The following is a 25841-nucleotide window of genomic DNA, read 5'->3' as shown; positions in this document are numbered from 1 at the left end:
GTTTCCCTCAAAGAATCCTAAAGACCCTCAGGGGCCGCCTCGCGTTCCGGCGTGGCGCAGGTGTCGCGGAACACGAACTGCTCCAGGCGTTTGCGGTGGCGGCTGCTCCAGTCGATCGTGGGACGCGCCTGGTCGGGCGGCAGGTACCCCAGGCGGTACACGGCCATGAGTTCCAGGTCGGCCGGCACGCGCAGCAGGTCCTGAATGGCCTGCCAGTGGCGGGGAATCTCCATGGGGGTGCTCACAAACTGGATGCCCATGCCCAGGGCACCCACGGCGTTCCAGATGTTCTCCAGGGCGGCGCCCATCCCGAACACGGAGTAGAACCCCGAGAGTTCCCCAGGGCGGTACTCGGCGCGGTCAAGCAGCACGGCGAGCAGCAGGGGACTGCCGGCCACGAGGCGACGGTTGTCTTCCCCCAGTTTCCGGGGCACGCCCAGCTGCCGCATGAGTTTCAGGCCGGCGTCACTGAACACTTGCCGCGTGAAGGGTTTCAGCGGGCCGGGCAGGTGGTCAATATGAATGCCGTCGCGCCGTTCGTTCATTTCCGCTTCGGTGAAGCGGAAGTAACGGCGGTACCGTTCGAAGAACGCTCCGCCTTCGATCAGTTCGGTCATGCTCTGCCCGGCAATCTGCGCCACCTGGCGGATGGTGCCGGGATTCTCGATCAGCACGAAGCGCCACGGCTGACTGTTGAAGTGACTGGGCGCGGCCTGCGCGACGCGCATCAGCAGGTGCTGATGCTCACGGCTCACCGGGTCCGGGCGGAAAGGGCCGTTGGTGGTGCGCCGCGCGAGCATGCCTTCAATGAGGTCCATGCCCGCAGGCTAGCAGCGGCGTTCCGTTACGCGTGTCCACCCCAGGCGAGCGCCGCGCCGCCCAGGTACGCGCCCGCGCACAGCAGCGCCCGCTGCCAGTGCCCGGCGTGCCCGGGGCGGGTGCGGGGCATGCTGAGCAGCAGCAGCAGGGCGGGCAGCAGCGCCCAGCCGGCCTGACCGGCCCAGACGCTGAGGGTACCGGCCAGGCCTGTGCCGGCGGACACGGCGAGGAACAGCGCATGGTGCGGCCAGCGGGCGGCGCGGCGCGCACCGAGTTGCAGGCTCAGGCCCAGCGTCATCAGCGCGAGCAGCAGCGCCGCGGTGACCAGCAGGGCCAGGTGGTGCGGAAGCATACCCGCATGCTCGCATGGCGCGGCCCCTGACAGATGCCCTGCCGGTGCGGGTGTACGTTCAGCGGTATGCGCTCTGCTGCTCTTGCTGCCCTGCTGGCTGTGCCCCTGCTGTCCCTGAGTGCCTGCCGGTCCGGCGCGGCGCAGGGCCGCGGGGAGGACCTGGTGTCCCGCACGCTGTTCACCGCGACCGGCGCCTTTGACGTGCAGGCCGACCGGCGCGAACGCATCGGCGGGGGCCTGCGGCGGGCGTCCTGGCAGACCCGTCCCCCGCTGCAGGCGGCGGCGGTTGTGGTGCAGTACGACAGTGACGCCCGGCCGCTGAGCTGGCAGCTCGAGATCAGCGGGCCGACTTTCACGGCGCAGGACCTGGCCGGCGAGGACGCCACGGCGGTCCGGACCGTGCAGGGCCGCGCGCTGCACCCGGCCGCCACCTCGCGCCTGGCGGACACGCTGGTGATCCCCACGCCCGGCGGGCTGCGGGTGGTGACGCGCGGGTACGCCACGCAGGAGGACCCGGCGCTGCTTCCGGCCTTCCGCCGGTAGGGGCGCGGCCCGGCGCAGCGGCGGCTCAGCGGACGGCGTTGCGTCCGGAGCGTTTGGCGTTGTACATGGCGCTGTCCGCGCGGGAGAACAGGTCCTCGGCGGTGTCTTCCGCGCCGCGCAGGGACCCCACACCGAAACTCGCGGTGATGGTCAGACCGGCAATCGGGTCGGCGGCCACCTCGCCGCGCAGGCGTTCCGCGACGGCCATGGCGTCCGGGCGGGCCACGCCGGGCAGGATCACCAGAAACTCCTCGCCGCCCCAGCGGCCCACCTGCCCGCCTGCGCCACTCACGCTCCGGCGCAGGCGCTTGCCGAAGGCGCGCAGCACGTCGTCGCCGGCCCCGTGCCCGTGCACGTCATTCACGCGTTTGAAGTAATCGATGTCCGTCACGATGATGCTCATGGGCTGGCGGTTGCGCACGGCCTGCTGAATTGCCCGCGTGAGTTCCTCCTCGGTGGCGCTGCGGCCCAGCACCTCCGTCACGGCGTCCATGCGGGCGGCCTGCAGACGCTCACTGTCCTGCAGGTGCGTGCTGAGGTTCTGCTCAATGAACGACACGGTCACGAAGGCAATCAGTCCGGTGGCGCCCATCACGACGCTCGCGGTAAGCCAGTCGGCCAGGTTGCTCGGCGCCACCGGGCCGTTCAGGATGACGGTCACCATCATCAGGGCCACACTCGTGAGATTCAGGACCGTGCCTGCCCGTGACCCGAACACCAGGTACGACACCAGAACGTTCATGGTCAGCCACAGGGTGAGGTGCATGGGCATGTCACCCCACGCGACGGCGCGCGGAATCTCAAACACCGCCGTCAGCAGGTACCCCAGGCTGGTCACCAGGTACACCCAGGTCAGGCGATCCGGCCACTTCACGGTGCACGCCGCCGTCAGGAGCGCCACGAGGGCCGCGCCGTTCTTGGGGGTCAGGTACGCCGCGAGAACCGGCTGCGGCGGGTCCACCAGGGTGGTGAGCAGCACGTACACCACGTAGGCGAGGCTGGCCGTACACACCACCATGACGCGGCTGCGGCGCAGGAGGACAGGCAGGGGGGTGGTATTCAATGCAGCTTCACTCCGGAATCAGACGGGCCCGCGGGCAGGGGGTCAGGTGATTGTGGCACGCGCCCCGCTGCGGCGTCGATTCCGTCCATCGGGGGCACGCCCCTGAAGGACAGAGGCGCGGCGCCCGCCCCCTTACTGGAGGTCAGGGCGCCGCGCGTTGGGGAGCGCTCAGGCGAGCAGTTCACCCTCGGCGAAGAACAGGGTCAGTTCGCGCGCGGCGCTGTCGCTGCTGTCGCTGCCGTGCGTGACGTTCTCACCGGTGGTGGTGGCAAAGTCGGCGCGGATGGTGCCGGGCGCGGCGTTGGCGGGGTTGGTGGCGCCCATCATGGCGCGCCAGCCTGCGATGGCGTTCTCGCCTTCCAGGGCGATGGCCACCACGGGGCCGCCCGTGATGAAGTCCACCAGCTCACCGAAGAAGGGGCGCTCCTTGTGCTCGCCGTAGTGCGCTTCGGCCGTCTCACGGGCGATCACCATCTGCTTGAGGCCCACGATGCGGTAGCCCTTGCGCTGGATCCGGGCGAGAATTTCGGGCGTGAGGCCGCGGCGGACCCCGTCGGGTTTGATCATGGCAAAGGTGCGTTCCATAGCGTCCCCGAGGATAGCAGGCCGGGGCGTGTCCTGCGTGCGTAGCGCCCCGCGCCAGGGGCGTGCGGACCTGTCCAGACTTGCCCGGCAGCCCGTACAATGGGAAGGTGACCCCCGATTTTCACTCTCGCCCTTCTGGCGACGCGGCTCGCATCGCGCTGATCGCCTGCGCTGTCGCCGCCCTGGGCATGCTGCTCCTTCCCCTGGCCACACTGGGCCGGGGATTCAGTGCCGACGCGGTGCTGCTGCACCTGACCGGAAACGTCCTGAACCTCACCGCCAACCAGCAGGTGCCGCTGCCCCCGACCGGCGCGGCGCTCCCTCTGGCCTGGGCGGCCTTTGCGGCGCTGATCGCCACGCTGATCGGCGCCTGGCAGCGTGCCCGCTGGTTCTGGATCACGGGCCTGCTGACCTTCGTTCTCGCCACGGCCACCGTGGTGCTTCTGGGCGCCGCCCTGAATGAGGAAACGAGCCGCATCGCGGCCGACACCACCCTGCGGGCCGGCGCGAAGCGGCAGCTGAGAAACTTCTACGCCAGCGGCGGCATGAACATGGGCCTGTTCCTTCCGGCGCTCGCGGGGCTGATCGCTGCGGGCGCCGGCCTGACCTTCCAGCGCCGCTGGTGGGAGACCTTCAACCGCATGCGGGGCCTGCTCGTCCCGGCCAGCGCCATCGGGCTGGCCGTGCTGGTCGGCGCCCTCGTCGTCCTCCTGGTGCAGCCCGCCGTGAACCAGAGCGGCACGCCGCTGAGCCTGTGGGGCGGCTGGCTCGCCAAGTCGGACCTGGTGTACTTCGTGTACTCCACACTGTTTGCGCCGGTCACGGCCCTGAGTCCGCTCCTGGATTCCCTGAAGATCGCCACGCCGCTGATCTTTACGGGCCTGAGCGTGGCGTTCGCCTTCCGCACGGGGCTGTTCAACGTGGGCGCCCCGGGGCAGCTCACCATGGGGGCCATCGCGGCGATGCTGGTGGGCGTGTACGCTCCGCCCAGCCTCGGCTGGGGCCTGCTGCTCCTGTCGGTGCTGGCCGCCGCGGCCGGCGGAGCGCTCTGGGGCGCCATTCCGGGAGTGCTCAAAGCCCGGTTTGGGTCCAGCGAGGTCATCAACACGATCATGCTGAACTACGTGGCGTCCGCCATTTTCATCTTTATGATCGGCAGCGACACTTTCCCCTTCCTGGGCCGCACCTACACCCAGCCGTTCAAGGCAGAAGGCTCCAACCCGCAGAGCGAACTGCTGCAGCCTGAAGCGCAGCTTCGTCCGCTGCTGGAAGTGCTGAACGTGGGCCAGAACGGCACGGTTGCCCTCAGCATCGGGCTGCTCGTGGCCCTGGCGGCATTTGTGATCACCCGCGCGCTGGTCCGCCGCAACCGCACCCTGATTGCGCTGGCAGCCGCACTTGTGCTGGGCGCCCTCACGTGGCGCATCGGGATTCCGGTGTCCATCACGGGCAGCCAGCTGAACGGCGCGTTCCTGATTGCTCTGGCCTGCGTGGTGCTGTTTGGCACGCTGATGTGGCGCACCGCGGCCGGGTACGCGCTGCGCGCCGTGGGGCTCTCCCCCAAGGCCGCCGAGTACGGCGGGATCAGCGTGGCCCGCAACACCATCCTCGCCATGACCATCGCGGGCATGTTCGCGGGTCTGGCCGGCACGCACTACGTGAACGGCGGCGCCCTCGACGAGTACCGCCTGAAACAGAACATGCCCGTGAACGTCGGCTTCGACGGGATCGCCGTGGCGCTCATGGGGCAGAGCACTCCGGCGGGCGTGGTGGCAGCCAGCGTTCTGTTCGGCACGATCGACACCGGCGGCGTGATTGCCGACCAGAAGCTTGACAAGGTGAACAACGACATCGTGACGGTTCTCAAAGCCCTGATCGTCCTGTTCATCGCGGCCGGCGGCTTCCTCAGCCGGCGCGTAACCGACCCGCCGCCCGCGGCGCTGGCCGCCGCAGCCCGGCCGGAAACCACCGCTCCCCCGTCGCCCTCCGAGGCGCATCTGGAGCGCGGCACGCCCCTGCCGAATCTCACGCGGGCCAGTGAAGAGAACACCCGGGAAGGTGGCCAGTAATGGAAGGGCTGATCGCACAGATTTTCACCACGGCGTTCCTCGCCACGTTCATCCGCAGCCTCGTGCCGCTGCTCCTCACCGCACTGGGCGGCCTGTTCAGTGAACGCAGCGGTGTCGTGAACATCGCCCTGGACGGCCTGATCATCTTCGGGGCGCTGGCCGGCGCGGTGGTCACGCAGGTGCTCAACCCCTCGCTGGGCGCCGCGGCCCCCTGGGTGGGCTGGCTCGCCGGCATGCTGGTGGGCGGCCTGATCGCCTGGATTCACGCGGTGCTGAGCATCAAGTACCGCGCCGATCAGGTGATCAGCGGCACGGCCATCAACCTCCTGGCGACCGGCGTGCCAGCCGTGCTGCTCACGGCGCTGTACGGGGTGTCCAACGAGAGCCCGAAGGTGGAGAACGCCCTGCCGCTGTGGGGCGTGGGGGAACTGCGCTTCTCACCGCCTGTGTACTTCGCGTTTCTGGCCGTAGCGGTTACGTGGTACGTGATGTACCGCACCCCGTACGGCCTGCGGCTGCGGGCCACAGGGGAACAGCCGGGCGCCGCAGCGAGCATGGGCGTGAATGTGCGCCGCATGCGCTACAGCGCCGTGATCCTGTCAGGCGTGCTGGCCGGCACAGCCGGGGTGTTCCTCAGCATCGGGAACCTGGACTCGTACGTGCGCAACATCAGCGCCGGGAGCGGCTTCATCGCGCTGGCCGCCCTGATCTTCGGGCAGTGGAGGCCGCTGGGCGTGCTCGGCGCCACGGCCCTGTTCGGGCTGCTGCAGGCGCTGAGCACGTACCTGGGCGGCTCGGACCTGCTGCCCCCCGCGCTGGTGAGCGCCCTGCCGTACCTGATCACGATTCTGGCCCTGATCTTCACGGGCCGCAGCCGCGCACCCAAGGCCCTGGGCACCCCCTATGAAGGGTAAAAGCGGCGCAGTTCAGTTCGCTGGCGCGCATGCGCTAGTGTGAAGGTCACGTGACGAGCTTCGGAACGACCCTCCGGCAGGCCCGCGAAGCGCAGGGCCTCAGCACCCAGGATCTGGCCCTGCGCACCAAGATTCGCGGAGACTACCTGCGGGCGCTGGAAGAAGGGAACGTCAGCGCCCTGCCGGAGCGGACCTTCGCGCGCTCCTACCTGCAGCGCTACGCGCGTGAACTGGGTCTGGACGCTCAGCCGCTCCTGGCCGACTTTGACCGGATGCTTCCACCAGCGTACGCCTCGGTGTCCCGCCCAGGGCCCGCCGGGGCGCCACGCCGTCCCGTTCGGCGCTTTCCGCTGCTGCCGTTCGTGGGCGCCCTGGCCGTGCTGGCGCTCGCCGCGGGCGGCTGGGTCATTCTCCAGAACCGCGCCGCTCCGGCCGCGCAGACCGTGGAGGTCACCCCGGTCCCCTCCCCTTCTGAAACTCCTGGTCCTGCACCCGCCACGGCCGTGAAGTTGTCTGTCAGTACCGTGCCGGCCGGCGCGCACGTGTACCTCGACAACCGCGACCTGGGGCCCGCCCCCGTCCGCTCTTATCCAGTCCAGGCGCGCGCGCAGGCGGAGCTGCGCGTCGAGGCGCCGGGGCGCGCCCCACTGCGGCAGGCTGTGGACATCAGCCGCAGCCGGAACCTGCGCGTGACCCTGGCCGTCAGCGGCCAGGGCGAAAGTCGCCTGGCCGATATTGCCGCGCCCACCAGGGCCACTCCGAAACCATCAGGCAAGGCCACAGCCGCCACACCGGCCGCCACCTCCACCAAGTCACCCGCGACTCCTCCAGCGGCAAAAGCAGGCGTCCGCGTGTCGTACAGCGGCCCTTCCTGGACACGGGTGACCGACGCGGCCGGCCGGGTCGTGTTCGAAGGCACCCCGCAACCCGGGACCGTGAAGGACTTCCCGGCGGGCGTGACCATCAAAACCGGGAACGCCGGGGCCGTCAAGGTAAGCGTGAATGGCGCGGCGGCCGTGCAACTCGGGCAGTCCGGGCAGGTCATTACCCGCACCTTCTGACCTGCCGCCCCGCGAGATTCCGAGCGGCCCCCTGAGGCCGCTTCTGCAGTCCAGGCGACCAGTGCCGCACAGGGTCGCCCGGTTCCGAGATGCAGGTGCACTAGAGTGAACCGTGACCCGTCCAATCGCTCCGCCCCCCGGCCCGCCTCTGAACGCCTTTCAGTACGCGTGGCGCCAGCCCTGGGTTCGCCTGTTCGTGTTTCTGCTGGGGTTCTACCTGTTGTACCGCGTGATCGGCCAGGTAAGGACCGTGCTGGTGGATTTCGCGGTGGCGTTCCTGATCGCCTACCTCACGAACCCGCTGCTCAACTGGCTGGAACGCGGCCGGGTCCGCCGGGGTCTGGGCGTCTTCTTCGTGGTGCTGATCTTCCTGGGACTGTTCAGCCTGGCCGGCGTGCTGCTCGCCACGATCTCCACCCAGCTGATCACGCTGCTTCAGAAACTCCCGGATCAGATTGGAACGCTGGGCGACACCCTGGACCGCGTTTCCACCTGGCTCGCGGCCCGGGGCGTGCCGGGCCTGGACAACTCCCGTGAGCGTCTGATCACGGCGGCTCAGGACTACGTGCAGAACCTCGGGAAGAATATCGTTCCGATCCTCCAGAACGCCCTGACCTCCACCGGCACACTGCTGAACAGCCTGCTGTCCATTGGGGGTGTGGTGGGGCAGGTGCTGCTGATCCTGCTGCTGAGCGTCTACCTGATGCTGGACTACAGCCGCCTGAACGCCGCGCTGCTGGGCATTTTTCCCCGACCGTGGCAGCCGCGGGTGCTGGAGTTCAGTGCGCTGACCGGTACGGCCGTGGGCGGGTACGTACGCGGCCAGCTGCTGATCGCGCTGTTCATTGGGGTGTTCGTGTGGCTTGGCCTGACGGTCGTGGGCATTCCGAGTGCCGCCGCAATCGGGTTCCTGGCTGGAGCCTTCAACATCGTGCCGTACCTGGGGCCGATCATCGGGGCCACCCCGGCGATCCTGCTGGCCCTGACGCTGCCGGGCGCCCTGCTGAAGATCGTGTTGGTGATCGTGGTGTTCGTCGCTGCCAACCAGATTGAAGGGAACTTCCTGAGTCCGTACATTCTCAGCAAGACCACCGACCTGCATCCAGTCACGGTCCTCACGGCCATTCTGGTAGGCGTGGCGCTGCTGGGATTTACAGGCGCGCTGCTGGCCGTGCCGCTGGTCGCCCTCGGCAAGCTGGCGCTCCAACGGTATTACTATCCGAGCCGCGTGTACACCGAAGGGCCATAGCGCCCAGGAACGAAGCCCCTTCAGCACGGACATCCTGAAGTTCCAGGCAGCCGGACCCGGGTGGGTTCGGCTGCCCGTCAGTGTATTGAACATCGGTGGGCCTCAGCATCTCAGAGACCGGTCAGGAGGAGCCCGGCGGCAGGAAATTCAGCGCCCCGCCGCCAGTTCAGGCTGGATCGTAAATGGGCTGTCAAGTCAGGTGATGAACGTCCACTGTGGTGATGGGACCCGTCATGCGGTAAGCACGCCGCGCTTTACGTAAGTCAGAGAGGGGAAGGAATGGCTTTGCGTCCAGAAGCCTCTTCCAGCCCAGCAGCCAGCATGTTTCGGTTTCCACCCCACTGTCCAGCGCTGCGCACAGGTCAGGTGCATAAGGGGGTTCTCCCCTGATCCCATTCAGCTGGTCAGCCAAGGACACCCCATAGCGAGTGTGCAGTGTCGTGGGCTCCTGGCTAGCCTGAAAGACCTCAGGGGTGCTGACGCTTTGCCACTCGCGCGGGAGAACCATGCTTGGCTTTGCGTGGAGCAACAAAGGAACGTGCCGTTTAGCCACTTCAGTGGGCAGTGGGTAGTGCTCCAAGGATGACTTTCAGCACCTGACCCTCTCGATGCGAGGGACGAGCACACTGGAGATCATCATGGGGAAACAGCGAAAAACCTGGAGCACCGACGTCAAAGAAGCCATCGTCCTCAGCGTGCTGCGGGGCGAACTCGGAGTCGCGGAGGCAGCCCGTCAGCATGGAGCCAACGAGAGCCTGATCCACACCTGGAAAACACAGTTTCTGGAGGCGGGCCGTGCCCGCCTCTCTGGTGACCGACCAGACCAGGGCGTGACCATCCTGGAACGGGAGAATGACCGTCTCAAACGCATCGTGGCCGAAAAGGAACTGGAGCTCGATATTGCGCGAAAAGTGCGACGGCTCTGACGCTGGACGAGCTGATCGTTCTCTGGCAGAGCCGGCCGCACCTCAGCCTGCGGCGTTTTGCCCAGTACGCCAGCGTGCCGTACTGGCGGATGCGGGACCATCAGCACAGCGCGCCCGCGCGCTGTGCCAAGCAGCAGCACCGTGACGCACTGTACGAGAAGGTACGCCAGGCGGCGTTGCAGCATCCAACGTCTGGATACCGGCTGCTGTATCAGGAACTCAAAGCTCAGGGCGAAGAGATTGGCCTGCACAAGATCCGTGTCGCACTCGGCGAATTGCACCTTCACCCACCGCTGCCTCGAAAGACCCGGAAACCTTCCCCGAAGGTTTCCGCACCACAAGACTGGCCGGAAGGTCGACGGGTGCAGATTGACGCGACACGGCTGTCGCTGCCCGACGGGGTCTGTTGGATTTACTTCGTGCTGGACGTTACCTCGCGGGTGGTGCTGGCCAGCCGGGTGGTACGGAGCCTGTCGATGCACCTCGCCAAACTGACGCTCGACGAGGCGGTCGCCGTGCTGCGTGCTCAGGGCCACCACAAGCGCATCCTGGTCCAGAGTGATGGAGGCAGTGATTTCACCAGTGACCTCTTTCAACAGGGCTGTTTGATGTACGGCAACTGGGTGCGCTGCAAAGTGTCTCAGCCGGGAGGAACCGGTATCCTCGAACGCCTCAACCGGACCTACAAATACCAGTTCGCCTTCCGCCAGGACTGGCAGTCCATGGCCGATGTCCGGGCCGCCATGCCGGACTTTCACCGCTGGTACAACCACGAGCGCCGTCATTCGGCGCTCGGCTACGCCACGCCTTGGTCTACACTCACCTTATCGGCGAATGCTCGCAACGCCGCTTGAAGTCAAACCTGGAGCATTACCGTGCCAGCGCCGTACAGAGTGGCGTCATTTCATGACGCCGAAAGATGCCCCTAAGAGCATGGGGCAGCGTTGTTGTCCTGGCCGCTTGTACATCCGCAACACAACGCAAGGGGGGTTCCACCGCCTGCAGGCTGATGCGGAGCACATGCTGCCGGGTGCCTGCGCGGGCGAAGGCGGTCAGCAACGGTCCACGTTGGCGGGGAGACTTCCTGTCCTTGGGAGCCAAGGATCAGTCCTGCATGGAGGCCGGGAGGGTCACAGCGCGACGTCTCCCATGTGGATTCTGCGCTGAACGGTGCGGAGCACGCCGTGCCTGTGCGCTTGAATGTCCTCGAAAGCTGCAGAGACATCATTGGGCACCCACTCAGGGAGGGCATGACGAGATTTCCAGGCGATCTGGGAAATTTCCTGTGGATTTATGATCCTCGGCTCTCCCTCAGTAATCTGTGCACGAAACACGTAGGCCTGAATGTCTGGCCAGCCTCCACCTTGAAGCAGATACAGGCCAATCACGCCGCGAAGAACGACGCGAACGCCGACTTCTTCCTCAGCCTCTCTGACCGCAGCTTGAGGGGGCGTCTCGCCCGGATCAACAACGCCACCCGGCAGGCCCCAGAAGTGCTTGCCATAAGCCTGTTTGACCAACAGGAGGTGTCCATCAGCGTCTTCGATAACCACGGCCGCGCATTGGCGGGGTGTCATGCGGGCCCTCCATCAAGAGGGCGCATCTCGAGACTCATGTGAGTATAGTAATCAAAACACTGTACTTAGGCGTGTTTTCGTTCGGTGTCTGCCAGCGGCGTAGGCAGCTGTCCTATCCATTACCCTCAAGACGCAAGAGGAACTCCTTATCGCCATACCGTTCACTCGGGCCACCGCGCCTCTGCGGCTGCGGAGGTGAATTGACTCCATCGCTGGTGGTGTGCCTAACGTGGGTGTTGATCGTGGCGCAGCGGCACATCACGATCGTCTGAGACAGGACCACGCAGCCGCAAGCCCAGATAAAGTGCAGCGGCATGCGGCCAAGCAGCCACCGTTGCCCAAGGTGCTGGTCGCCCAGCACCTCGCCACGATGATCAAGCCACCCCCGGTCCTGCCGAGGTTTCAGGTCCAGCCACTGATCACACACCCTGGCGTCTCACATCAGGGCGAGAACGGACCAGGGAGGCGAGGCCGTAACAGGACCGGGCAACTATGCGCTGAGATATGCCACGCGGCACACCAGGCAGCTGGTGATCAACGACGCGGCGTTGCTTTCCAGCCGGCCCCAGCGGTGGCACGGCAGCTTCAGCTGTTCTGAACAACAGGGACGCGCCCCCTCCGGTGGGAGGGGGCGCGTGGTTCGTCTGGACTCAGACGAGTTCGATCAGGGCCATGGTGACGCCGTCACCGCGGCGGGTGCCGACGCGCAGGATGCGCGTGTAGCCGCCCTGGCGGTCAGCGTACTTGGGGGCCACTTCGTCCATGACTTTGCGCACAACGGCGATGTCGTGGATGTCGCGGGCGACGAGGCGGCGGGAGTGCAGATCGCCGCCTTTGGCGGTGGTGATCAGTTTCTCAACGTAGGGGCGCAGCTCCTTGGCCTTGGTGAGGGTCGTCTGGATGCGGCCCTCGCGCAGCAGGGCCGTCGCCTGGGCACGGGCCAGGGCGGTGCGGCTGCTGCTGTTGCGGTTGAGCTTGCGACCGGCTTTACCGTGACGCATGGTGGGTCTCCTTGGGGTGCAGTGGCGCGGACGCCGACTGTGGTGGGGTGGGGGTCAGTCGCGCAGCGCCAGGCCGAACTGGGCCAGCTGCTGTTTGATCTCGTCGAGGCTGCGCTCACCAATGCCGGGGACCTTTTTGAGGTCCCGGTCGGACAGCGCGCACAGGGCGTCCACGCTGTCGATGCCTTCTTCCTTCAGGGAGTGCAGCACGCGGGTGGTGAGGCCCAGCCCTTCGAGGGTCACGCGGGGGGAATCCATCTCGGCGGGGTAGTCGCCGGGGTTCAGGTTCAGGCTGGCAGCGCTGGGCGGCAGGTCGTACACGTTCGGCGCGGTGGGCGCAGGCGTGTAGACGGGCTGCTGATACTCGGGCGCGGCGGCGGGGAGGGTTTCCACGTTGCCGAACACCGTGAGTTCATCGCGCAGGATTTCCACAGCCTTGTCCAGGGCGTCCTGGGGGCTGGTGCTGCCGTCGGTCCAGACGCGCAGGATCAGGCGGTCCAGGTCGGTCTGCTGACCGACTCGGGTGTTTTCCACGTGGTACGCCACGCGGCGCACCGGGGAGAACACGGCGTCCACCGGGATCGAGTTGATGCGGTCTTTGGTGGCGTGCTTGTCCGCAGGGACGTAGCCTTCGCCTTCCTCAACGCGCACTTCCATGACCAGTTTGCCGTCCTCGGCGAGGTTGGCGATCACGAGGTCAGGGTTGACGATCTCGGCGTCACTGGGGACCTCAAAGGCGCTGGCCTTCACGACGCCTTCGCCCTGCGCACGCAGGGTCAGGGTCTTGGGGCCGCTCGCGTGGAATTTCACGACGAGTTCCTTGAGGTTCAGGATGATCTGGATGACGTCTTCCTTGACGCCGGGGATGGTGGAGAACTCGTGCAGGACGTCCTCAATGTACACGCTGGTGACAGCAGTACCGGGGATGGAGGACATCAGGATGCGCCGAATGGGGTTCCCGATGGTGACGCCGTAACCGCGCGTGAGCGGCTCCAGGACGAATTCGCCGTAATCGCCGTCCACGCGGGCCTTGAGTTGAGGGCGCTTTTGATCCACTGGGGCCTCCTGATTTAGCGCGAGTAGTACTCGATGATGAAGTTCTCGTTAATGGGCAGGGCGAGGTCTTCACGCGCGGGAAGGCGGGAGAAGGTCCCCTTGAAGTTCTCGACGTCCAGTTCAACCCAGGGGCTCACGCGGCGGCGCTTCTGCGCTTCCATGTTCTCCTGGATGAAGCCGATCTTACGGGCGACGTCTGCGACGCTGATCTCGTCGCCAATCTTGACGCGGTAGCTGGGGATGTCCACACGCTTGCCGTTCACGAGAATGTGCCCGTGACCCACGAACTGGCGGGCCTGGCGGCGGGTGCTGGCGAAGCCCATGCGGAACACGACGTTGTCCAGGCGGCGTTCGAGCAGCTGCAGGAACACGGTGCCGGTCACGCCGGGAACGTTGGCCGCTTCCTCGAAGAGGTTACGGAACTGCTTTTCGCCAATGCCGTACAGACGCGCGAGCTTCTGCTTTTCGCGCAGACGCACGCTGTAGTCGCTGGGACGGCCGCGGCCACGGCGCTGGCCGTGCTGGCCGGGCGCGTAGGGGCGGCGGTCGAGGTACTTCTGGACTTTTTCAGTCTCCGCGAGGTTGATACCTTCGCGGCGGCTCTGTTTGGTGATGGAACCACGGAAACGACCCATGTGTTAACTCTCCTGTGCGGTGTGGGGCTCAGGTGCCCCATACCGGGTCTGCGGCCCTCTGGGGCCCGCTTCCTTGCCGGTGGTGCGGCTTCAGTCCTGTGGACAGCGGAAACGGGGCAGGTGGGCGCGCGCGTGCGCTTTAGGCGCGGAACTTCTTCTTGGGGCGGCAGCCGTTGTGCGGCACGGGGGTGTCGTCCATGATGGACTTCACTTCGATGCCCGACGCCTGGATGGCGCGGATGGCCTGCTCGCGGCCGGAGCCGCTGCCACGGACGATCACGTCGACGATGTTCATGCCGAAGGTCTGTTGGGCCTTCTTCACCGCGTCGGCGGCGGCCAGCTGGGCGGCGTAGGGGGTTCCCTTCTTGCTGCCCTTGTAGCCGATGGTGCCGCCACTGCTCCACGCGACGCTGTTGCCGTCGAGGTCAGTGATGGTCACGATCGTGTTGTTGTAGCTGGCGTGCACGTACGCGCGGCCAGCGCTGATGTTGCGCCGGGCGCGGCGCGGGGTCTTGCCTTTGGTGCTCTTCGCCATGGCTTACTTCCTCGTGGCCTTCTTCTTACCGGCGACGGTCTTACGCGGGCCCTTGCGGGTGCGTGCGTTCGTCTTGGTGCGCTGGCCGCGCACGGGCAGGCCGCGGCGGTGACGCAGGCCACGGTAGGCGCCGATGTCCATCAGACGCTTGATGTTCTGACCGACTTCACTGCGGAGGTCACCTTCGACCTTGTAGGTCTTCTCGATGGCTTCACGCAGGGTGCTCTGCTCGGCTTCGCTGAGGTTCTTGACGCGGGTGTCCGGGCTGATGCCGGTGCGTTCGAGAACTTCCTTGCTGCGGGTCAGGCCGATGCCGTAAATGTAGGTGAGCGCAATTTCAACGCGCTTTTCGCGGGGAAGGTCAACGCCAGCAATACGCGCCATGATTAACCCTGCCTCTGCTTGTGCTTGACGTTGGAGCAAATGACCAGCACGCGACCGTGGCGGCGGATCACTTTGCAGTTGTCGCACATCTTCTTGACACTGCTGCGAACTTTCATGCTTCCTCCTCGCGCCGCCGCGCCGCGCACCCCATCGTGGGTTGCGGCTGGCAGCGCTCGACCCCCCACCCACCTTGGCCGGTGGGGAATCTGTTGGGTACCTCGGCCTGTTACTTGCGGTAGACGATACGTCCGCGCGAGGTGTCGTACGGACTGATCTCCAGAACCACGCGGTCCCCCGGCAGGATGCGGATGTAGTGAATGCGCATCTTGCCGCTGATGTAAGCCAGGATGTCGTGCCCGGTGTCAAGCTTCACACGGAACGTGGTGTTCGGCAGCGCCTCTTCGACCACGCCCTCGGCCCGCACGGTATCGGACTCTTCCTTCTTACGCTTCTCCCGCTGTTCCGGCATCTTTCGTCTTGCCACGCAACCTCCAGGCCTGATACAAGCCAAACGTAAAGGTATCATGGCTATGAAGCAAACAGCAAGAGCCCCCGCACCTTACCAGACAGCTGTGAAGCGAACCCCAAAGCGGCGACGGCTGACTTCGGCTGTCCCGCTGTAGCTCCCCACACGGTATTCCACCTCAGCGAAGGGGCCAGCATCCTCCCCCCAGCGGTAGCCTCCCCCTACCCGCAGGGGGCGTCCTTCCTCACCCTGCCAGGGCAGGGCCGCGCGCAGGCCCAGCTGGGTGCCGACCTGGTCGTGGGCCACCCCCACCTGCCAGTAGTCAGCGGGAATCAGCGTGCCTCCCAGGGCCCAGAACCACTTGCTGCCCACGCGGCTGGCGCGGCCCCAGACCTCACCATACCCCCCCAGCGCCAAAGCGCCGCCTACCAGCGGGCCACCAGAGTCCAGGCCGGCCGCCAGGGTCACCGGCGCGAGGTTCAGCGCGGCACCCACTCCGGTGTAGGCCGCCTGGGTGCCACCCACCCCGCGCCGGGCAGCCAGATTGACGCTCCAGCGGCCTTCACGCCAGGCCATGCGGGTCTCACGTTCCCCGCGCCAAATAATGCTGATCATGCCGTTGCCGAGAAGCTCATAATGCGCGGCATTCCAGGTGCGGGGGGCGGCGCTGCGGGGTGTGGCCGCCCCACACCATCAAGAATAGGGAGCAGAACACCTGCAGCCATCAGGGGCGCGCGAGCATCCAATCCCCAGCGCGAACGCATGGGCAGCAGCGCATCATCCCAGGGGGTGATTGCCGGCGCGGGCAGGGCCATGGGGTCCGCGCGGCTCAGCGGCGGGGGGCCTCCAGCGACCCCGCAATTGAGGCCCTGGCGCGACGCTTCCCGGCGCACACGGGCGTCATGACGGTTCAGGGGATAGGCCACACACTGGACATCAGCGGCCTCTGCACGTCCAGCGTCCGGAGGACTCAATTCGCGCCGCAGCCCACCTGGGCTCAGATCTGCCAGAGCCGCGTGAGAATGTGAGTGGGTCCCCACCTCCCAGCCTGCCGCACGCAGCTCAGCCACCTGAGCGGTGCTCAAACTGCCCGGCTGATTCAGGCGTGACCAGATCACGTAGGTCGTGCCTGGGACTCCCAGGTCCCGCAAGACAGGAAACGCCACCCGGTAGACACTCTCGAAACCATCATCAAATTGAATGACGGCCACCCGGTCTGTCCTGGAAGCACGCGCCGCTTCCCTGGAGGTCACAAAGCGGTAGTCCAGACGGCGGAGTGTCTCAACCCGCCGCCTCAGCGCCTCAGGTGAGATGCTCAGCGACCGGCCACTCGCCTCCCCTATCTGGTGAAAGACCATCACCATGGGTTTGGCCTCTGCAGTCCCGGGGAACGTTAAAGCTCCACCCAGGCCTATGCACAGTGACAAGCGCGCCAGCTGATGAAGGCGGCTCAAACGGGTAGCCACATGAGAAGACATAAAGAATATTTTAGAGACTATCTAAATTATTCTCAGCAAAAGTGATGGGGCAGGTGGGCACTGGGGGGAGGGAGGTGGCCCCTGGGACGCCGGTCCGCCGAGTGCCCAGCTCAAAGGACGAGTGCTCATCTCCAGGGCGCCTGGGGGCACTGCCCGACAACACGCACCGCTGGCTCCCACTGGGCCACCGGCGGCGAAATTCAGGTTTGGGCTTTGTCCTCCCGGACTTCAGCGCAGGTGTGATTCGGATGTTGGCCCTGATGGCACAACTCCCCCACTGGTTACGGACCTAGTTCAGGCCACCCTGAATTCGGCCATAGACCTCATCCATGCTGCCGACACCATTCACGCGGTACAGATTGCCACGGGCAGAATAATAGTCAATCAACGGCTGGGTCTGCTCCCGGTAGATTTCCTGCCGCCGCCGGGCCACCTCTTCCGTATCGTCGCTGCGGACGGCTTCACCCCGAGCCGACGCCTGACGGCCCCGCTCGACAATGCGGCCAATCAGCACGTCATCGGGCACGTCCAGTAGAGGCACCGCACTCACAGGCGCGCCCAGTTCTTCGAGCAGCATATCCAGCTCCTGTGCCTGGGCTGTGGTGCGGGGAAACCCATCAAAAATCACCCGGACCTGATCCATCCCCGCCAGCTTGTCGCGGATGAGGGCAATCAGAATCTCGTCGGGAACCAGCTGCCCTGCATCCAGAATGGGCTTCACCTGCTGCCCCAGCTCGGTGCCGCGCGTCACATGGTCGCGCAGGATATCTCCGGTGCTGATCTTTACGAGGTCCTTGTCCTGCGCCAGTCGTTCCGCCTGGGTGCCTTTGCCTGCGCCAGGGGGCCCCAGGAAGATCACGACGTTGTGTTTGGCTTGAGTCACTGTATTCCTCCGTTCACCCTTCAGCATAGTGGGTCAGGGCCCTTTGCGGGCAGTCCTGCTCAGCCGGCGGCTGTTCCCAGGACGGGAACAAAGCTGCCCCAGGCACAAAAACCGCCCTCACGGGGAGGACGGCTCAGGGCGTTACCGGCGTTCAGTTGTCGCGGTTCATGCGGCCACGGATCCGGCCCTTGCTGATGAACCCGTCGTAGCGGCGGACCGTCAGCTGCGCTTCGAGTTGCTTGAGGGTTTCGAGCGCCACGCCCACGATGATCAGCAGGCCGGTGCCGCTGAACTGGAACGTGGTGATGCCCGTGGCCTTCTGCACCAGCTGCGGCACGATGGTCAGCACCACCAGGAAGATCGCGCCCCACAGGCTCAGGCGCCCGCTGATGGTGCCCAGGAAGTCCGCGGTGGGTGTTCCGGGGCGCACCCCGGGAATAAAGCCCCCCGCCTCGCGCAGTTGCTCCGCGATGCGTTTCGGGTCGAACTGCACGCTGTTGTACAGGTACGTGAACCCGAAGATCAGCAGTGACTCCAGCGCAATGTACAGCGGCTGCCCGAATGCCAGGTACGTGGCGATCCACGCACTTACGTTGGGTGCGCGCGTCACCGTGCCCTGCTGAAGCAGGTTCGGGATGATCAGCATCGCGCTCGCGAAAATCACCGGGATCACGCCGGCCTGGTTCACCTTGATGGGCAGCCAGGTGGCCTGCCCGGCCCCGCGTGCCGTGCCGGCTGCCCCGCCGCGCGCCCGGGCGTACGTGACGGGCACGCGGCGCTCGGCCTGGTACACGTACACGATCCCGGCGATCGTAAGCAGCACAACGGCCACGAACGCCAGGATGCGCAGCACCCAGTTGCCTTCGGGATCAGCGCTGACTAGCTGGGCGGTTGCGGCAATCTCACGCGGGTACGCGGCGATGATGCCGGCCGTGATGATCAGACTGATGCCGTTGCCGACGCCCACCTCGGTCATGCGTTCACCGATCCACATGGTGAACGCAATGCCGGCCACCTGGGTCAGGACCATCACCAGAATGGTGAAGATGCCCGGGTCCCAGCCGGGCGCGAGGTACTGTCCGCCGTTGCTGATGAACAGCGAGAAGAACAGTGCCTGCACGGTGCCCAGCCCCACTGCGGCGAACCGGGTGTACTGGTTGATCTTCTTGCGGCCCTCTTCCCCTTCCTTGGAGAGCTTTTCCAGGGCGGGGATGGTGGTCGTCATCAGCTGAATGACGATACTGGCCGTGATGTACGGCAGCACGCCGAGCGCGAAGATCGAGAACTGCGAAAGATTGCCGCCCGAGATCATGCTGATCAACCCGAAAAGGCCACCAGAGGTGGCCTGTTGGAGTGCTGCGCTGTTCACGCCCGGGGTGGGAATGGTGCTTCCCAGGCGGTACACAGCTAGAAGCAGCAGGGTGAAGACAATCTTCCGCTGAAGGTCCGGAATACGGAACGCGTCGCGGAAGGCGCGCAGCATTTACTCCGCCTTCTCGGCTTCGTTCGCTTCGGGCAGGATGACCTTGCCGCCGGCCGCTTCCACGGCCTTCACGGCGCCTTCGCTGGCGGCGTCCACGTGAATGGTCACGGCGCGGGTCACTTCACCGCTGCCGAGCAGTTTCACGGGGCGGTTCTTGCGGCGCACGAGGCCCGCGAGTTCCAGCACGTTCCGGTCGATGGTGGCGTCCTCAATGTTCGCCAGCTGCGCCAGGTTCACCACTTCGAAGGTGGTGCCGACGTTGTTGAAGCCGCGCTTGGGCAGGCGGGCGATCAGGCGGCTGCGGCCACCTTCAAAGAAGCTGCCCTTGCCGGCGCCACTGCGGGCCTTCTGGCCTTTGTGGCCGCGACCGGCGGTTTTGTCGGTGCCGCCGGGGCCACGGCCGACGCGCTTGCGGTTCTTGCGGCTGCCGGCGTGGGGCTTGAGTTCGTGCAGTTTCATTCTTGCACCTCCAGAAGGTGCTTGACGGTGTTCACCATGCCGCGGACGGCGGGGGTGTCACTGACTTCGCGGGTCTGGCCGATCTTTTTCAGGCCGAGCGCTTCTACGGTCTTGACCTGGGATTCAGGGCGACCGATGACGCTGCGCTTCAGGGTGATTTTCACTGGGCACCCCCGGTGGGCTGCGCCGCCTCGCCGCGCAGCGCGCGGACCTGCTTGGCGGTGCGGAGGTTCTTAAGGCCGTCAAACACGGCGTACGCCACGTTTACCTTGTTGCGGCTGCCGAGTTCCTTGGACAGCATGTTGGTAATGCCGGCCAGTTCCGCGATGGAGCGGGGCACGGTGCCCGCGATCACGCCCGTACCGGGGCCAGCGGGCTTCAGCAGCACGCGGCTGGTGCTGTTCACACCCACGATGTCGTGGGGGATCGTGCCGTTTTCGACGGGCACGGTGATCATGTTCTTGCGGGCGATGCTCTTGGCCTTCTCGATGGCCACGGGCACTTCCTTGGCTTTGCCGATGCCCATACCCACGCGGCCGTTGCGGTCGCCGAGGATGACGAGGGCCGCGAAGCGGAAGCGGCGGCCGCCCTGGTAGGTTTTGCTCGTGCGGTTGACGAAGAGCATCTTCTCTTCGAATTCGCTGCTTTCGCGCTCCACACGGTCGTTGCGTCGGTTAAAAGTCAAGGCCACCCTCCCGCGCCGCGTCGGCGAGCGCTTTCACTCGTCCGTGGTACTTGTACTGGCCACGGTCAAAGACCACCTTGCTGACGCCCTGGGCAGCGGCGGCTTCCGCGAGGGCCTTGCCCACAGCGGCGGCGGTGTCGGTCTTGCTCCCGGACTTGACGGCAGCGCTGCTGGCCGCAGCGACGGTGACGCCTTTGCTGTCGTCGATGATCTGGGCGTAGATGTGCTTGCTGGAGCGGTACACGCTGAGGCGCAGGCGCTCGCCGGCGGCCTGCCGCACCTTGCGGCGGGCGCGGAGCTTGCGGCGCACGGTCGTCTGGGTCGCCATTATTTCTTCCCTTTCCCGCCGGTGGCGCCAGCCTTACCGGCCTTGAGGCTGATTTTCTCGCCAACGAAGCGCACACCCTTGCCGTGGTAGGCGTCGGGCTTGCGGACTTTGCGGACGTTCGCGGCCACCTGACCGACGAGCTGCTTGTCGATGCCGCTCACGTCAATCTTGGTGGGTTCGGGCACGATGAAGCTCACGCCAGCTGGCGGCTCAATCACGACGGGGTGGCTGTAACCGATGGTCAGTTCCAGCGCTTTCCCGGCGAGCTTGGCGCGGAAACCGACGCCTTTGAGTTCCAGGTTGATGGTGTAGCCTTCGCTGACGCCTTTGACAGCGTTGGCGACCAGGGTGCGGGTCAGGCCGTGCAGGGCGCGGTGGCGCTGAGCGTCGCTGGGACGCTCGACGAGCAGCTGGTCACCGTCGTGCTTGATGGTCAGTTCGGTGTTGTAGGGAACGGTCAGTTCGCCTTTGGGGCCCTTGACCGTGAACACGCCATTCTGGGCGCTCAGGGTCACGCCGTTCGGTACGGCGATCGGCTGTTTTCCAATTCGGGACATCGTCTGTCCTCCTTCTTCCTTAAATTCGGATTTCCCGCGGTGGGGTCCGAGGTCAGGTGAGATTCAGTGCGTTTTCTGGATTACCAGAGAACGCAGATAACTTCGCCGCCCACGCCCTGCTTGCGGGCTTCACGGTCGGGCAGCAGGCCTTTGCTCGTGGACACCACGGCGAGGCCCAGGCCACGCTGGATGCGGGGCAGGTTCTCAGCGCTCACGTACGCGCGGCGGCCGGGGCGGCTGATGCGCTCGATGTGCTTGATGACCTGTTCGCGTTTGGCGCCGTACTTCAGGGTGAGGCGCAGCACGTCGAACTTCTCGCCTTCGGGGCGGGTGCGCTCGTAGCTGGCAACGTACCCTTCCTGAACGAGGACCTTGGCGAGCTCTTCTTTGAACTTGGAGGCCGGGATGTTCACGGTCTCCTTGTGGGTGCGCGTCGCGTTGCGAATGCGCGTGAGCATATCGGCGATGGGATCACTCAACATGTAGCCTCCACGGCTGGTGTTGATCCGGACGGGTTTCCCAGTGGGGACCTGTTCCCGGCAGGTGGCCCGGCCCCAGGCAAAGCTGGCGGTCGGGCGCGGTTCTTCCCAAGTCGAACGTGGGTCGCAAGGCGCGACACTTCTTCTGTTGGGTGGTGGGTCCTCCGCCGGACGATAACTGGTCAAGGTGATCAGGTCGTATCCGCGGGGCGCTGCGCCGGCCTGCTGAGCAGCGGGACACGGCAAGAAGAGAGTATAACAGGTTACTCTACGCGCAGCAATCCGCCCTTTGAGATCCTGGGCGGACCACCACAGCAGAACACTCCCCCGGGTGGAGGAGTGTTGCCTGGCTGGAGATTACCAGCTGCTCTTTTTCACACCGGGCAGTTCGCCCTTGTGCGCCATCTCGCGGATGCAGATGCGGCACAGGCCGAAGAAGCGGTAGTAGCCGCGGGCGCGGCCGCAGCGGGAGCAGCGGCTGTAGTTCTGCACGGCGAACTTGTGGCCGCGCGCAGCTTTGACGACTTTCGAGGTGTTAGCCATTGTTCATCCGTCCTTATTTGCGAAAGGGCAGGCCCATGGCTTGCAGGAGCGCGCGGGCTTCTTCGTCCGTCTTGGCAGTCGTGACGATGGTGATGTCCATGCCGCGCACCTTGTCGACCATGTCGTAGGTGATCTCGGGGAAGATCAGCTGCTCCTTGATGCCCAGGTTGTAGTTGCCGCGGCCGTCGAAGGCGTTGGGGTTCACGCCTTTGAAGTCGCGGATGCGGGGCAGGCCGACGTTGATCAGCTTCTCCAGGAACACGTACATGCGCTCGCCGCGCAGCGTGACCTTGATGCCCACGGGCATGCCCTGACGCAGCTTGAAGTTGCTGATGCTCTTCTTCGCTTTTGTCACGATGGGCTTCTGCAGGGTGATCAGCGCCAATTCACGGGCCGCCTTGTCGATCGCCTTGCTGTCTTCCTTGGCGCTGCCGAGACCTTCGTTCACGACGATCTTCTCGATGCGGGGCACAGCCATGACGCTGCTGTAGCCGAACTGCTGCATCATCGCGGCGCGGACCTGCTCGTTGTACTTCTGCTTCATCTGCTGCATGGTGGGTTCCTTCGAGCGGTCTGGCAGTTTTTCAGCCAGCGCCGCTCAGGCCACCCGGGGTGCGGGTGGCCCGGAGGGGGTCAGTCGATGTTCTTGCCGCTCGCAACAGCCACGCGGACTTTCTTGCCGTCCACGATGGTCTTGCGAATGCGGGTCGCTTTGCCGGTTTCGGGATCAACGATCGCGACCTTGCTGGCGTGCAGGGCCAGCTCGCGCTGTTCCTGGCCGCCCTGCGGGTTGGCGGGGCTGGGCTTGACGTTCTTGGTGACGAGGTTCACGCCTTCCACGACGACCTTCTGGTCGCGGGGCATGGCGAGCAGCACCTTGCCGGTCTTGCCTTTGTGCTTGCCGCTCAGAACGATGACGGTGTCACCCTTCTTGACGTGCAGCTTATCGCTGTGGTGGCTGCCAGCGCTGGGACGGGGCATTACAGCACCTCCGGGGCCAGGGAGACGATCTTCATGAAGCGGCGGTCGCGGAGTTCACGGGCGACCGGCCCGAAGACGCGCGTGCCGCGGGGCTCGCCCTGGTTGTTGATGATGACGGCGGCGTTCTTGTCGAAGCGGATGGTGCTGCCGTCAGCGCGCTTGATCGCGTGGCTGGTGCGCACGACCACGGCCTTGACGACGTCGCCGGCCTTCACGGCGCCGCGGGGTGCGGCGTCCTTGACGGACGCGACGATGATGTCACCCACGTGGGCGTAGCGCTTGTTACCGCCGCCGCCGGTGGTGAGACCTTTGCCGCCCACGCCGCTGTTCAGCACGCGGATGCACATGATCTCGCGTGCGCCGCTGTTGTCCGCCACGTCGAGGCGGGACTGGGGCATGATCATGCGTTACCCCCTTCGGTTTCCACGGCGGTCGTTTCGATGCCGCGGGGACGCTCGATCAGGCGGGTAACCTGCCAGGTCTTGGTTTTGCTGATGGGACGCACGGCGATGATCTCGACGCGGTCGCCCACCTTGTACTCGTTGTTCTCGTCGTGGGCCGCGTACTTGTGGCTGCGGGTCACGACCTTGCCGTACAGGGGGTGAGCGAACTTGCGCTCGACCTTCACGCTGACGGTCTTGTCGGCCTTGTCACTGACCACAACGCCAGTAAAGGTCTTCTTCATGCCTGCTCCCCTTTGCTCAGCTCGCCCTTGATGGTGTTGAGCTGGGCCACTTCACGGCGGAGCTGTTTGACGCGGTGGGGCTGGGCGAGGTTACCCACGGCCGCCTGAAAGCGCAGCTCCATCAGTTCTTTCTTGCGGCTCTCGATTTCCTTGGCGAAATCTTCGGCCGTCAGGTTACGCATTTCACTGGGCTTCATCGTAGACCTCGCGCTTCACCATTTTGGTCTGGATAGGCAGCTTGTGACCGGCCAGGCGGAAGGCTTCCTTGGCCTGCTCTTCGGTCACGCCAGACACTTCGAACATCACGCGGCCGGGCTTGACGACGCTCACCCAGTACTCCACGGCGCCTTTACCTTTACCCATTCGGGTTTCGGCGGGTTTCTTGGTCACAGGCTTGTCGGGGAAGATCCGGATGTAGATTTTCCCGCCGCGGCGGAAGTGACGGCTCATGACGATACGGCACGCCTCAATCTGGTTGCTTTTGATCCAGGCGGGTTCCAGGGCGATCAGGCCGAAGTCGCCGAACGCGACGTAGTCGCCGCCCTTGGCGTCACCGGTCATGCGGCCGCGGTGCTGTTTACGGAACTTGGTGCGCTTGGGAAGAAGCATCACTCACCTCCGGGGCGGCGCCGCGCGGCGGGGCGGCGGCGGTTGGGGCGGTCGCCCGCGTCGGGGCGGCGCTCGTCGTTGCGGCGCTGGGGGCGCGCGAAGGTTTCGGTGCGGCCGCCGATCACTTCACCGGTGAAGACCATGACCTTGATGCCCAGGCTGCCGTAGGTGGTTTCGGCGCGGGCGGTGCCGTAGTCGATGTCGGCGCGCAGGGTGTGCAGGGGCACGCGGCCTTCACGGACCATTTCGGTGCGGGCCTGTTCAGCCCCGCCGAGGCGGCCGGACAGGATGATCTTGACGCCGCGGGCGCCAGACTCCATCACGCGTTGGGCGGCCTGCTTCATGGCGCGGCGGAACGCGAAGCGGCGTTCGATCTGCTCGGCGATGCGCAGGGCGACCAGAGGCGCGCTGATGTTGGGGTTGGGGATCTCGGCGACGTTCACGGCGACGGTACCGGCCGACACGAGACGCTCGATGTCCTGACGGAGTTCCTTGATGGACTCGCCGCCCTTGCCGATCACGATGCCAGGCTTCGCGGCGGAGATGATCACGTTGACCTGCTGGCCGGCGCGTTCAATCTCGATGCGGGCGATGCCGGCCGCGGCGAGTTTCTTACCGACGAGTTTGCGGATCTTCTCGTCTTCCTTGAGCAGGCCGGCGTACTGCTTCTTACCGGCGTACCAGCGGCTGTTCCAGGTACGGGTGATCCCCAGGCGGAAGCCGTTCGGGTTGATCTTGTTGCCCATTACTTGCTCCCCTTCTCGCCCACGATGATGGTGATGTGGCTGGTGCGCTTTTTGATGATGTTCGCGCTGCCACGGGCGCGGGGAATCAGGCGCTTGAGGGTCGGGCCCGCATCCACGAAGGCCGCGGTGATCACCAGGCGGTCTTCGAGCATGTTGTCGTTGTGCAGCGCGTTGTGCTTGGCGCTGTTGAGGACCTTCGCAACGGGCTCACTGGCGGCGCGGGGGATGAAGCGCAGAAGGTCTTCGGCGTCGCGGACGGTCTTGCCGCGGATCACGTCAACCACCAGGCGCACCTTGCGGGGGCTGATGCGGACGTATTTGGCGGTGGCCCGGCCGGGCGTGCGCAGCTTGACGTTCTGCTTGCGCTGCTTCTTGTTGCGGTATTCAGGAGCGGTCATTTCTTCTTGCTCCCCTTGGCGTTCTTGTCAGCGCCGTGGCCGCGGTAGCTGCGGGTGGGGCTGAATTCGCCGAGCTTGTGGCCGATCATCTGCTCGTTCACGAAGACGGGCACATGCTGCTTGCCGTTGTGCACGGCAATGGTGTGACCGATCATTTCGGGAACGATGGTGGAGCGGCGGCTCCAGGTTTTGATGACGCGCTTGTCCTTCTTTTCGTTCTGGACGTCCACCTTCTTCAGGAGGTGGTCATCCACGAACGGGCCTTTCTTGAGGCTACGGGGCATGTCCTACC

General features: G+C 65.6%; 39 protein-coding genes. 7 read left to right on the top strand and 32 right to left on the bottom strand.

The window, feature by feature from the left end:
• Positions 1 to 17 precede the first annotated feature (17 nt).
• Positions 18 to 818 (bottom strand): nitroreductase family protein, encoded by an 801-nt coding sequence (locus tag LAJ19_RS02605; protein ID WP_225476765.1) that lies wholly within the window; start codon positions 816 to 818, stop codon positions 18 to 20.
• A 26-nt stretch (positions 819 to 844) separates the two neighbouring features.
• Positions 845 to 1171 (bottom strand): hypothetical protein, encoded by a 327-nt coding sequence (locus LAJ19_RS02600; protein WP_225476764.1) that lies wholly within the window; start codon positions 1169 to 1171, stop codon positions 845 to 847.
• 66 nt (positions 1172 to 1237) lie between these two features.
• Between LAJ19_RS02600 and LAJ19_RS02595 the strand changes: the two genes are divergently transcribed.
• Positions 1238 to 1714 carry a hypothetical protein gene (locus LAJ19_RS02595; RefSeq protein WP_225476763.1) on the top strand — a complete coding sequence of 159 codons (477 nt, stop codon included), beginning with the start codon at positions 1238 to 1240 and terminating at the stop codon, positions 1712 to 1714.
• Positions 1715 to 1739: 25 nt separating this feature from the next.
• On the opposite strand, the gene LAJ19_RS02590 is transcribed toward LAJ19_RS02595, so the two are convergent.
• Entirely contained in the window at positions 1740 to 2777 is a 1038-nt protein-coding gene (locus tag LAJ19_RS02590; protein WP_225476762.1) for a GGDEF domain-containing protein, read from the bottom strand.
• Between the two features lie 168 nt (positions 2778 to 2945).
• Positions 2946 to 3362: a nucleoside-diphosphate kinase gene (gene ndk, locus LAJ19_RS02585; protein WP_225476761.1), complete on the bottom strand. Its 417-nt coding sequence runs from the start codon at positions 3360 to 3362 to the stop codon at positions 2946 to 2948.
• A gap of 107 nt (positions 3363 to 3469) precedes the next feature.
• Between ndk and LAJ19_RS02580 the strand changes: the two genes are divergently transcribed.
• From LAJ19_RS02580 to LAJ19_RS02555, 6 genes are all read left to right on the top strand, one after another.
• Positions 3470 to 5431 (top strand): ABC transporter permease, encoded by a 1962-nt coding sequence (locus LAJ19_RS02580; RefSeq protein WP_225476760.1) that lies wholly within the window; start codon positions 3470 to 3472, stop codon positions 5429 to 5431.
• The gene (locus tag LAJ19_RS02575; RefSeq protein ID WP_225476759.1) at positions 5431 to 6345 is read left to right on the top strand and encodes an ABC transporter permease; all 915 of its coding nucleotides are present in this window, start codon (positions 5431 to 5433) and stop codon (positions 6343 to 6345) included. The genes LAJ19_RS02580 and LAJ19_RS02575 overlap by 1 nt, the downstream gene beginning before the upstream one ends.
• Before the next feature lie 50 nt (positions 6346 to 6395).
• Positions 6396 to 7406: a helix-turn-helix domain-containing protein gene (locus tag LAJ19_RS02570; protein WP_225476758.1), complete on the top strand. Its 1011-nt coding sequence runs from the start codon at positions 6396 to 6398 to the stop codon at positions 7404 to 7406.
• Positions 7407 to 7518: 112 nt separating this feature from the next.
• On the top strand, positions 7519 to 8655 hold the full coding sequence (locus LAJ19_RS02565; RefSeq protein WP_225476757.1) for an AI-2E family transporter: 1137 nt from the start codon (positions 7519 to 7521) through the stop codon (positions 8653 to 8655).
• 638 nt (positions 8656 to 9293) lie between these two features.
• Entirely contained in the window at positions 9294 to 9581 is a 288-nt protein-coding gene (locus tag LAJ19_RS02560; RefSeq protein WP_225475745.1) for a transposase, read from the top strand.
• 89 nt (positions 9582 to 9670) lie between these two features.
• Positions 9671 to 10435 (top strand): integrase core domain-containing protein, encoded by a 765-nt coding sequence (locus tag LAJ19_RS02555; protein WP_225475746.1) that lies wholly within the window; start codon positions 9671 to 9673, stop codon positions 10433 to 10435.
• A 276-nt stretch (positions 10436 to 10711) separates the two neighbouring features.
• Here the strand turns inward: LAJ19_RS02555 and LAJ19_RS02550 are convergent, their stop codons facing one another.
• The 28 genes from LAJ19_RS02550 to rpsS form a co-directional block, all read right to left on the bottom strand.
• Positions 10712 to 11158, bottom strand: coding sequence for an NUDIX hydrolase (locus LAJ19_RS02550; protein WP_225476756.1), 447 nt, complete (start codon positions 11156 to 11158; stop codon positions 10712 to 10714).
• Between the two features lie 650 nt (positions 11159 to 11808).
• Positions 11809 to 12159 (bottom strand): 50S ribosomal protein L17, encoded by a 351-nt coding sequence (gene rplQ, locus LAJ19_RS02545; RefSeq protein ID WP_225476755.1) that lies wholly within the window; start codon positions 12157 to 12159, stop codon positions 11809 to 11811.
• A gap of 54 nt (positions 12160 to 12213) precedes the next feature.
• Positions 12214 to 13215, bottom strand: a complete 1002-nt coding sequence (locus LAJ19_RS02540; RefSeq protein WP_225476754.1) for a DNA-directed RNA polymerase subunit alpha — start codon at positions 13213 to 13215, stop codon at positions 12214 to 12216.
• 14 nt (positions 13216 to 13229) lie between these two features.
• On the bottom strand, positions 13230 to 13850 hold the full coding sequence (gene rpsD / locus LAJ19_RS02535; RefSeq protein ID WP_225476753.1) for a 30S ribosomal protein S4: 621 nt from the start codon (positions 13848 to 13850) through the stop codon (positions 13230 to 13232).
• A 139-nt stretch (positions 13851 to 13989) separates the two neighbouring features.
• Complete coding sequence (rpsK, locus tag LAJ19_RS02530; RefSeq protein WP_046843186.1) at positions 13990 to 14385, bottom strand: 30S ribosomal protein S11; 396 nt, start codon at positions 14383 to 14385, stop codon at positions 13990 to 13992.
• A 3-nt stretch (positions 14386 to 14388) separates the two neighbouring features.
• Positions 14389 to 14769 carry a 30S ribosomal protein S13 gene (rpsM, locus tag LAJ19_RS02525; protein ID WP_225476752.1) on the bottom strand — a complete coding sequence of 127 codons (381 nt, stop codon included), beginning with the start codon at positions 14767 to 14769 and terminating at the stop codon, positions 14389 to 14391.
• Between the two features lie 2 nt (positions 14770 to 14771).
• On the bottom strand, positions 14772 to 14885 hold the full coding sequence (rpmJ, locus tag LAJ19_RS02520) for a 50S ribosomal protein L36 (RefSeq protein ID WP_012693977.1): 114 nt from the start codon (positions 14883 to 14885) through the stop codon (positions 14772 to 14774).
• A gap of 110 nt (positions 14886 to 14995) precedes the next feature.
• Positions 14996 to 15238 (bottom strand): translation initiation factor IF-1, encoded by a 243-nt coding sequence (gene infA / locus LAJ19_RS02515; RefSeq protein WP_019588656.1) that lies wholly within the window; start codon positions 15236 to 15238, stop codon positions 14996 to 14998.
• Between the two features lie 90 nt (positions 15239 to 15328).
• On the bottom strand, positions 15329 to 15850 hold the full coding sequence (locus LAJ19_RS02510; protein WP_225476751.1) for a hypothetical protein: 522 nt from the start codon (positions 15848 to 15850) through the stop codon (positions 15329 to 15331).
• Entirely contained in the window at positions 15847 to 16593 is a 747-nt protein-coding gene (locus LAJ19_RS22015) for a polysaccharide deacetylase family protein (RefSeq protein ID WP_225477925.1), read from the bottom strand. The genes LAJ19_RS02510 and LAJ19_RS22015 overlap by 4 nt, the downstream gene beginning before the upstream one ends.
• Before the next feature lie 409 nt (positions 16594 to 17002).
• Positions 17003 to 17596, bottom strand: coding sequence for an adenylate kinase (locus LAJ19_RS02500; protein WP_225476750.1), 594 nt, complete (start codon positions 17594 to 17596; stop codon positions 17003 to 17005).
• A gap of 151 nt (positions 17597 to 17747) precedes the next feature.
• Positions 17748 to 19079, bottom strand: a complete 1332-nt coding sequence (secY, locus tag LAJ19_RS02495) for a preprotein translocase subunit SecY (RefSeq protein ID WP_225476749.1) — start codon at positions 19077 to 19079, stop codon at positions 17748 to 17750.
• A complete protein-coding gene (rplO, locus tag LAJ19_RS02490) occupies positions 19080 to 19538 on the bottom strand; it encodes a 50S ribosomal protein L15 (RefSeq protein WP_225476748.1) in 459 nt (152 codons plus the stop codon).
• Entirely contained in the window at positions 19535 to 19702 is a 168-nt protein-coding gene (gene rpmD, locus LAJ19_RS02485; RefSeq protein ID WP_225476747.1) for a 50S ribosomal protein L30, read from the bottom strand. The genes rplO and rpmD overlap by 4 nt, the downstream gene beginning before the upstream one ends.
• Entirely contained in the window at positions 19699 to 20223 is a 525-nt protein-coding gene (gene rpsE, locus LAJ19_RS02480) for a 30S ribosomal protein S5 (RefSeq protein WP_225476746.1), read from the bottom strand. The genes rpmD and rpsE overlap by 4 nt, the downstream gene beginning before the upstream one ends.
• Positions 20213 to 20551, bottom strand: coding sequence for a 50S ribosomal protein L18 (gene rplR, locus LAJ19_RS02475; RefSeq protein WP_225476745.1), 339 nt, complete (start codon positions 20549 to 20551; stop codon positions 20213 to 20215). The genes rpsE and rplR overlap by 11 nt, the downstream gene beginning before the upstream one ends.
• A complete protein-coding gene (gene rplF / locus LAJ19_RS02470; RefSeq protein WP_225476744.1) occupies positions 20551 to 21108 on the bottom strand; it encodes a 50S ribosomal protein L6 in 558 nt (185 codons plus the stop codon). Before rplF ends, rplR begins: the two co-directional genes overlap by 1 nt.
• An 80-nt stretch (positions 21109 to 21188) precedes the next feature.
• Positions 21189 to 21590, bottom strand: a complete 402-nt coding sequence (gene rpsH / locus LAJ19_RS02465; RefSeq protein ID WP_225476743.1) for a 30S ribosomal protein S8 — start codon at positions 21588 to 21590, stop codon at positions 21189 to 21191.
• Between the two features lie 354 nt (positions 21591 to 21944).
• Positions 21945 to 22130 carry a type Z 30S ribosomal protein S14 gene (locus tag LAJ19_RS02460; protein WP_225476742.1) on the bottom strand — a complete coding sequence of 62 codons (186 nt, stop codon included), beginning with the start codon at positions 22128 to 22130 and terminating at the stop codon, positions 21945 to 21947.
• Positions 22131 to 22143: 13 nt separating this feature from the next.
• Positions 22144 to 22683, bottom strand: coding sequence for a 50S ribosomal protein L5 (gene rplE / locus LAJ19_RS02455; protein WP_225476741.1), 540 nt, complete (start codon positions 22681 to 22683; stop codon positions 22144 to 22146).
• Between the two features lie 80 nt (positions 22684 to 22763).
• Positions 22764 to 23111: a 50S ribosomal protein L24 gene (gene rplX, locus LAJ19_RS02450; protein ID WP_432804224.1), complete on the bottom strand. Its 348-nt coding sequence runs from the start codon at positions 23109 to 23111 to the stop codon at positions 22764 to 22766.
• The gene (gene rplN / locus LAJ19_RS02445) at positions 23111 to 23515 is read right to left on the bottom strand and encodes a 50S ribosomal protein L14 (protein ID WP_225476740.1); all 405 of its coding nucleotides are present in this window, start codon (positions 23513 to 23515) and stop codon (positions 23111 to 23113) included. Before rplN ends, rplX begins: the two co-directional genes overlap by 1 nt.
• Complete coding sequence (gene rpsQ / locus LAJ19_RS02440; protein ID WP_225476739.1) at positions 23512 to 23796, bottom strand: 30S ribosomal protein S17; 285 nt, start codon at positions 23794 to 23796, stop codon at positions 23512 to 23514. The genes rplN and rpsQ overlap by 4 nt, the downstream gene beginning before the upstream one ends.
• A complete protein-coding gene (gene rpmC / locus LAJ19_RS02435; RefSeq protein ID WP_225476738.1) occupies positions 23793 to 23993 on the bottom strand; it encodes a 50S ribosomal protein L29 in 201 nt (66 codons plus the stop codon). Before rpmC ends, rpsQ begins: the two co-directional genes overlap by 4 nt.
• Positions 23980 to 24405, bottom strand: coding sequence for a 50S ribosomal protein L16 (gene rplP, locus LAJ19_RS02430; RefSeq protein WP_046843208.1), 426 nt, complete (start codon positions 24403 to 24405; stop codon positions 23980 to 23982). The genes rpmC and rplP overlap by 14 nt, the downstream gene beginning before the upstream one ends.
• Positions 24405 to 25151 (bottom strand): 30S ribosomal protein S3, encoded by a 747-nt coding sequence (gene rpsC / locus LAJ19_RS02425; protein WP_225476737.1) that lies wholly within the window; start codon positions 25149 to 25151, stop codon positions 24405 to 24407. Before rpsC ends, rplP begins: the two co-directional genes overlap by 1 nt.
• Positions 25151 to 25549, bottom strand: a complete 399-nt coding sequence (gene rplV, locus LAJ19_RS02420) for a 50S ribosomal protein L22 (protein WP_225476736.1) — start codon at positions 25547 to 25549, stop codon at positions 25151 to 25153. Before rplV ends, rpsC begins: the two co-directional genes overlap by 1 nt.
• A complete protein-coding gene (gene rpsS, locus LAJ19_RS02415) occupies positions 25546 to 25833 on the bottom strand; it encodes a 30S ribosomal protein S19 (protein WP_055362774.1) in 288 nt (95 codons plus the stop codon). The genes rplV and rpsS overlap by 4 nt, the downstream gene beginning before the upstream one ends.
• Positions 25834 to 25841: the final 8 nt, after the last annotated feature.

It is taken from the genome of Deinococcus taeanensis, from assembly GCF_020229735.1.
Taxonomy (GTDB): domain Bacteria; phylum Deinococcota; class Deinococci; order Deinococcales; family Deinococcaceae; genus Deinococcus; species Deinococcus taeanensis.
This window is presented reverse-complemented; position numbering and strand designations above follow the sequence as displayed.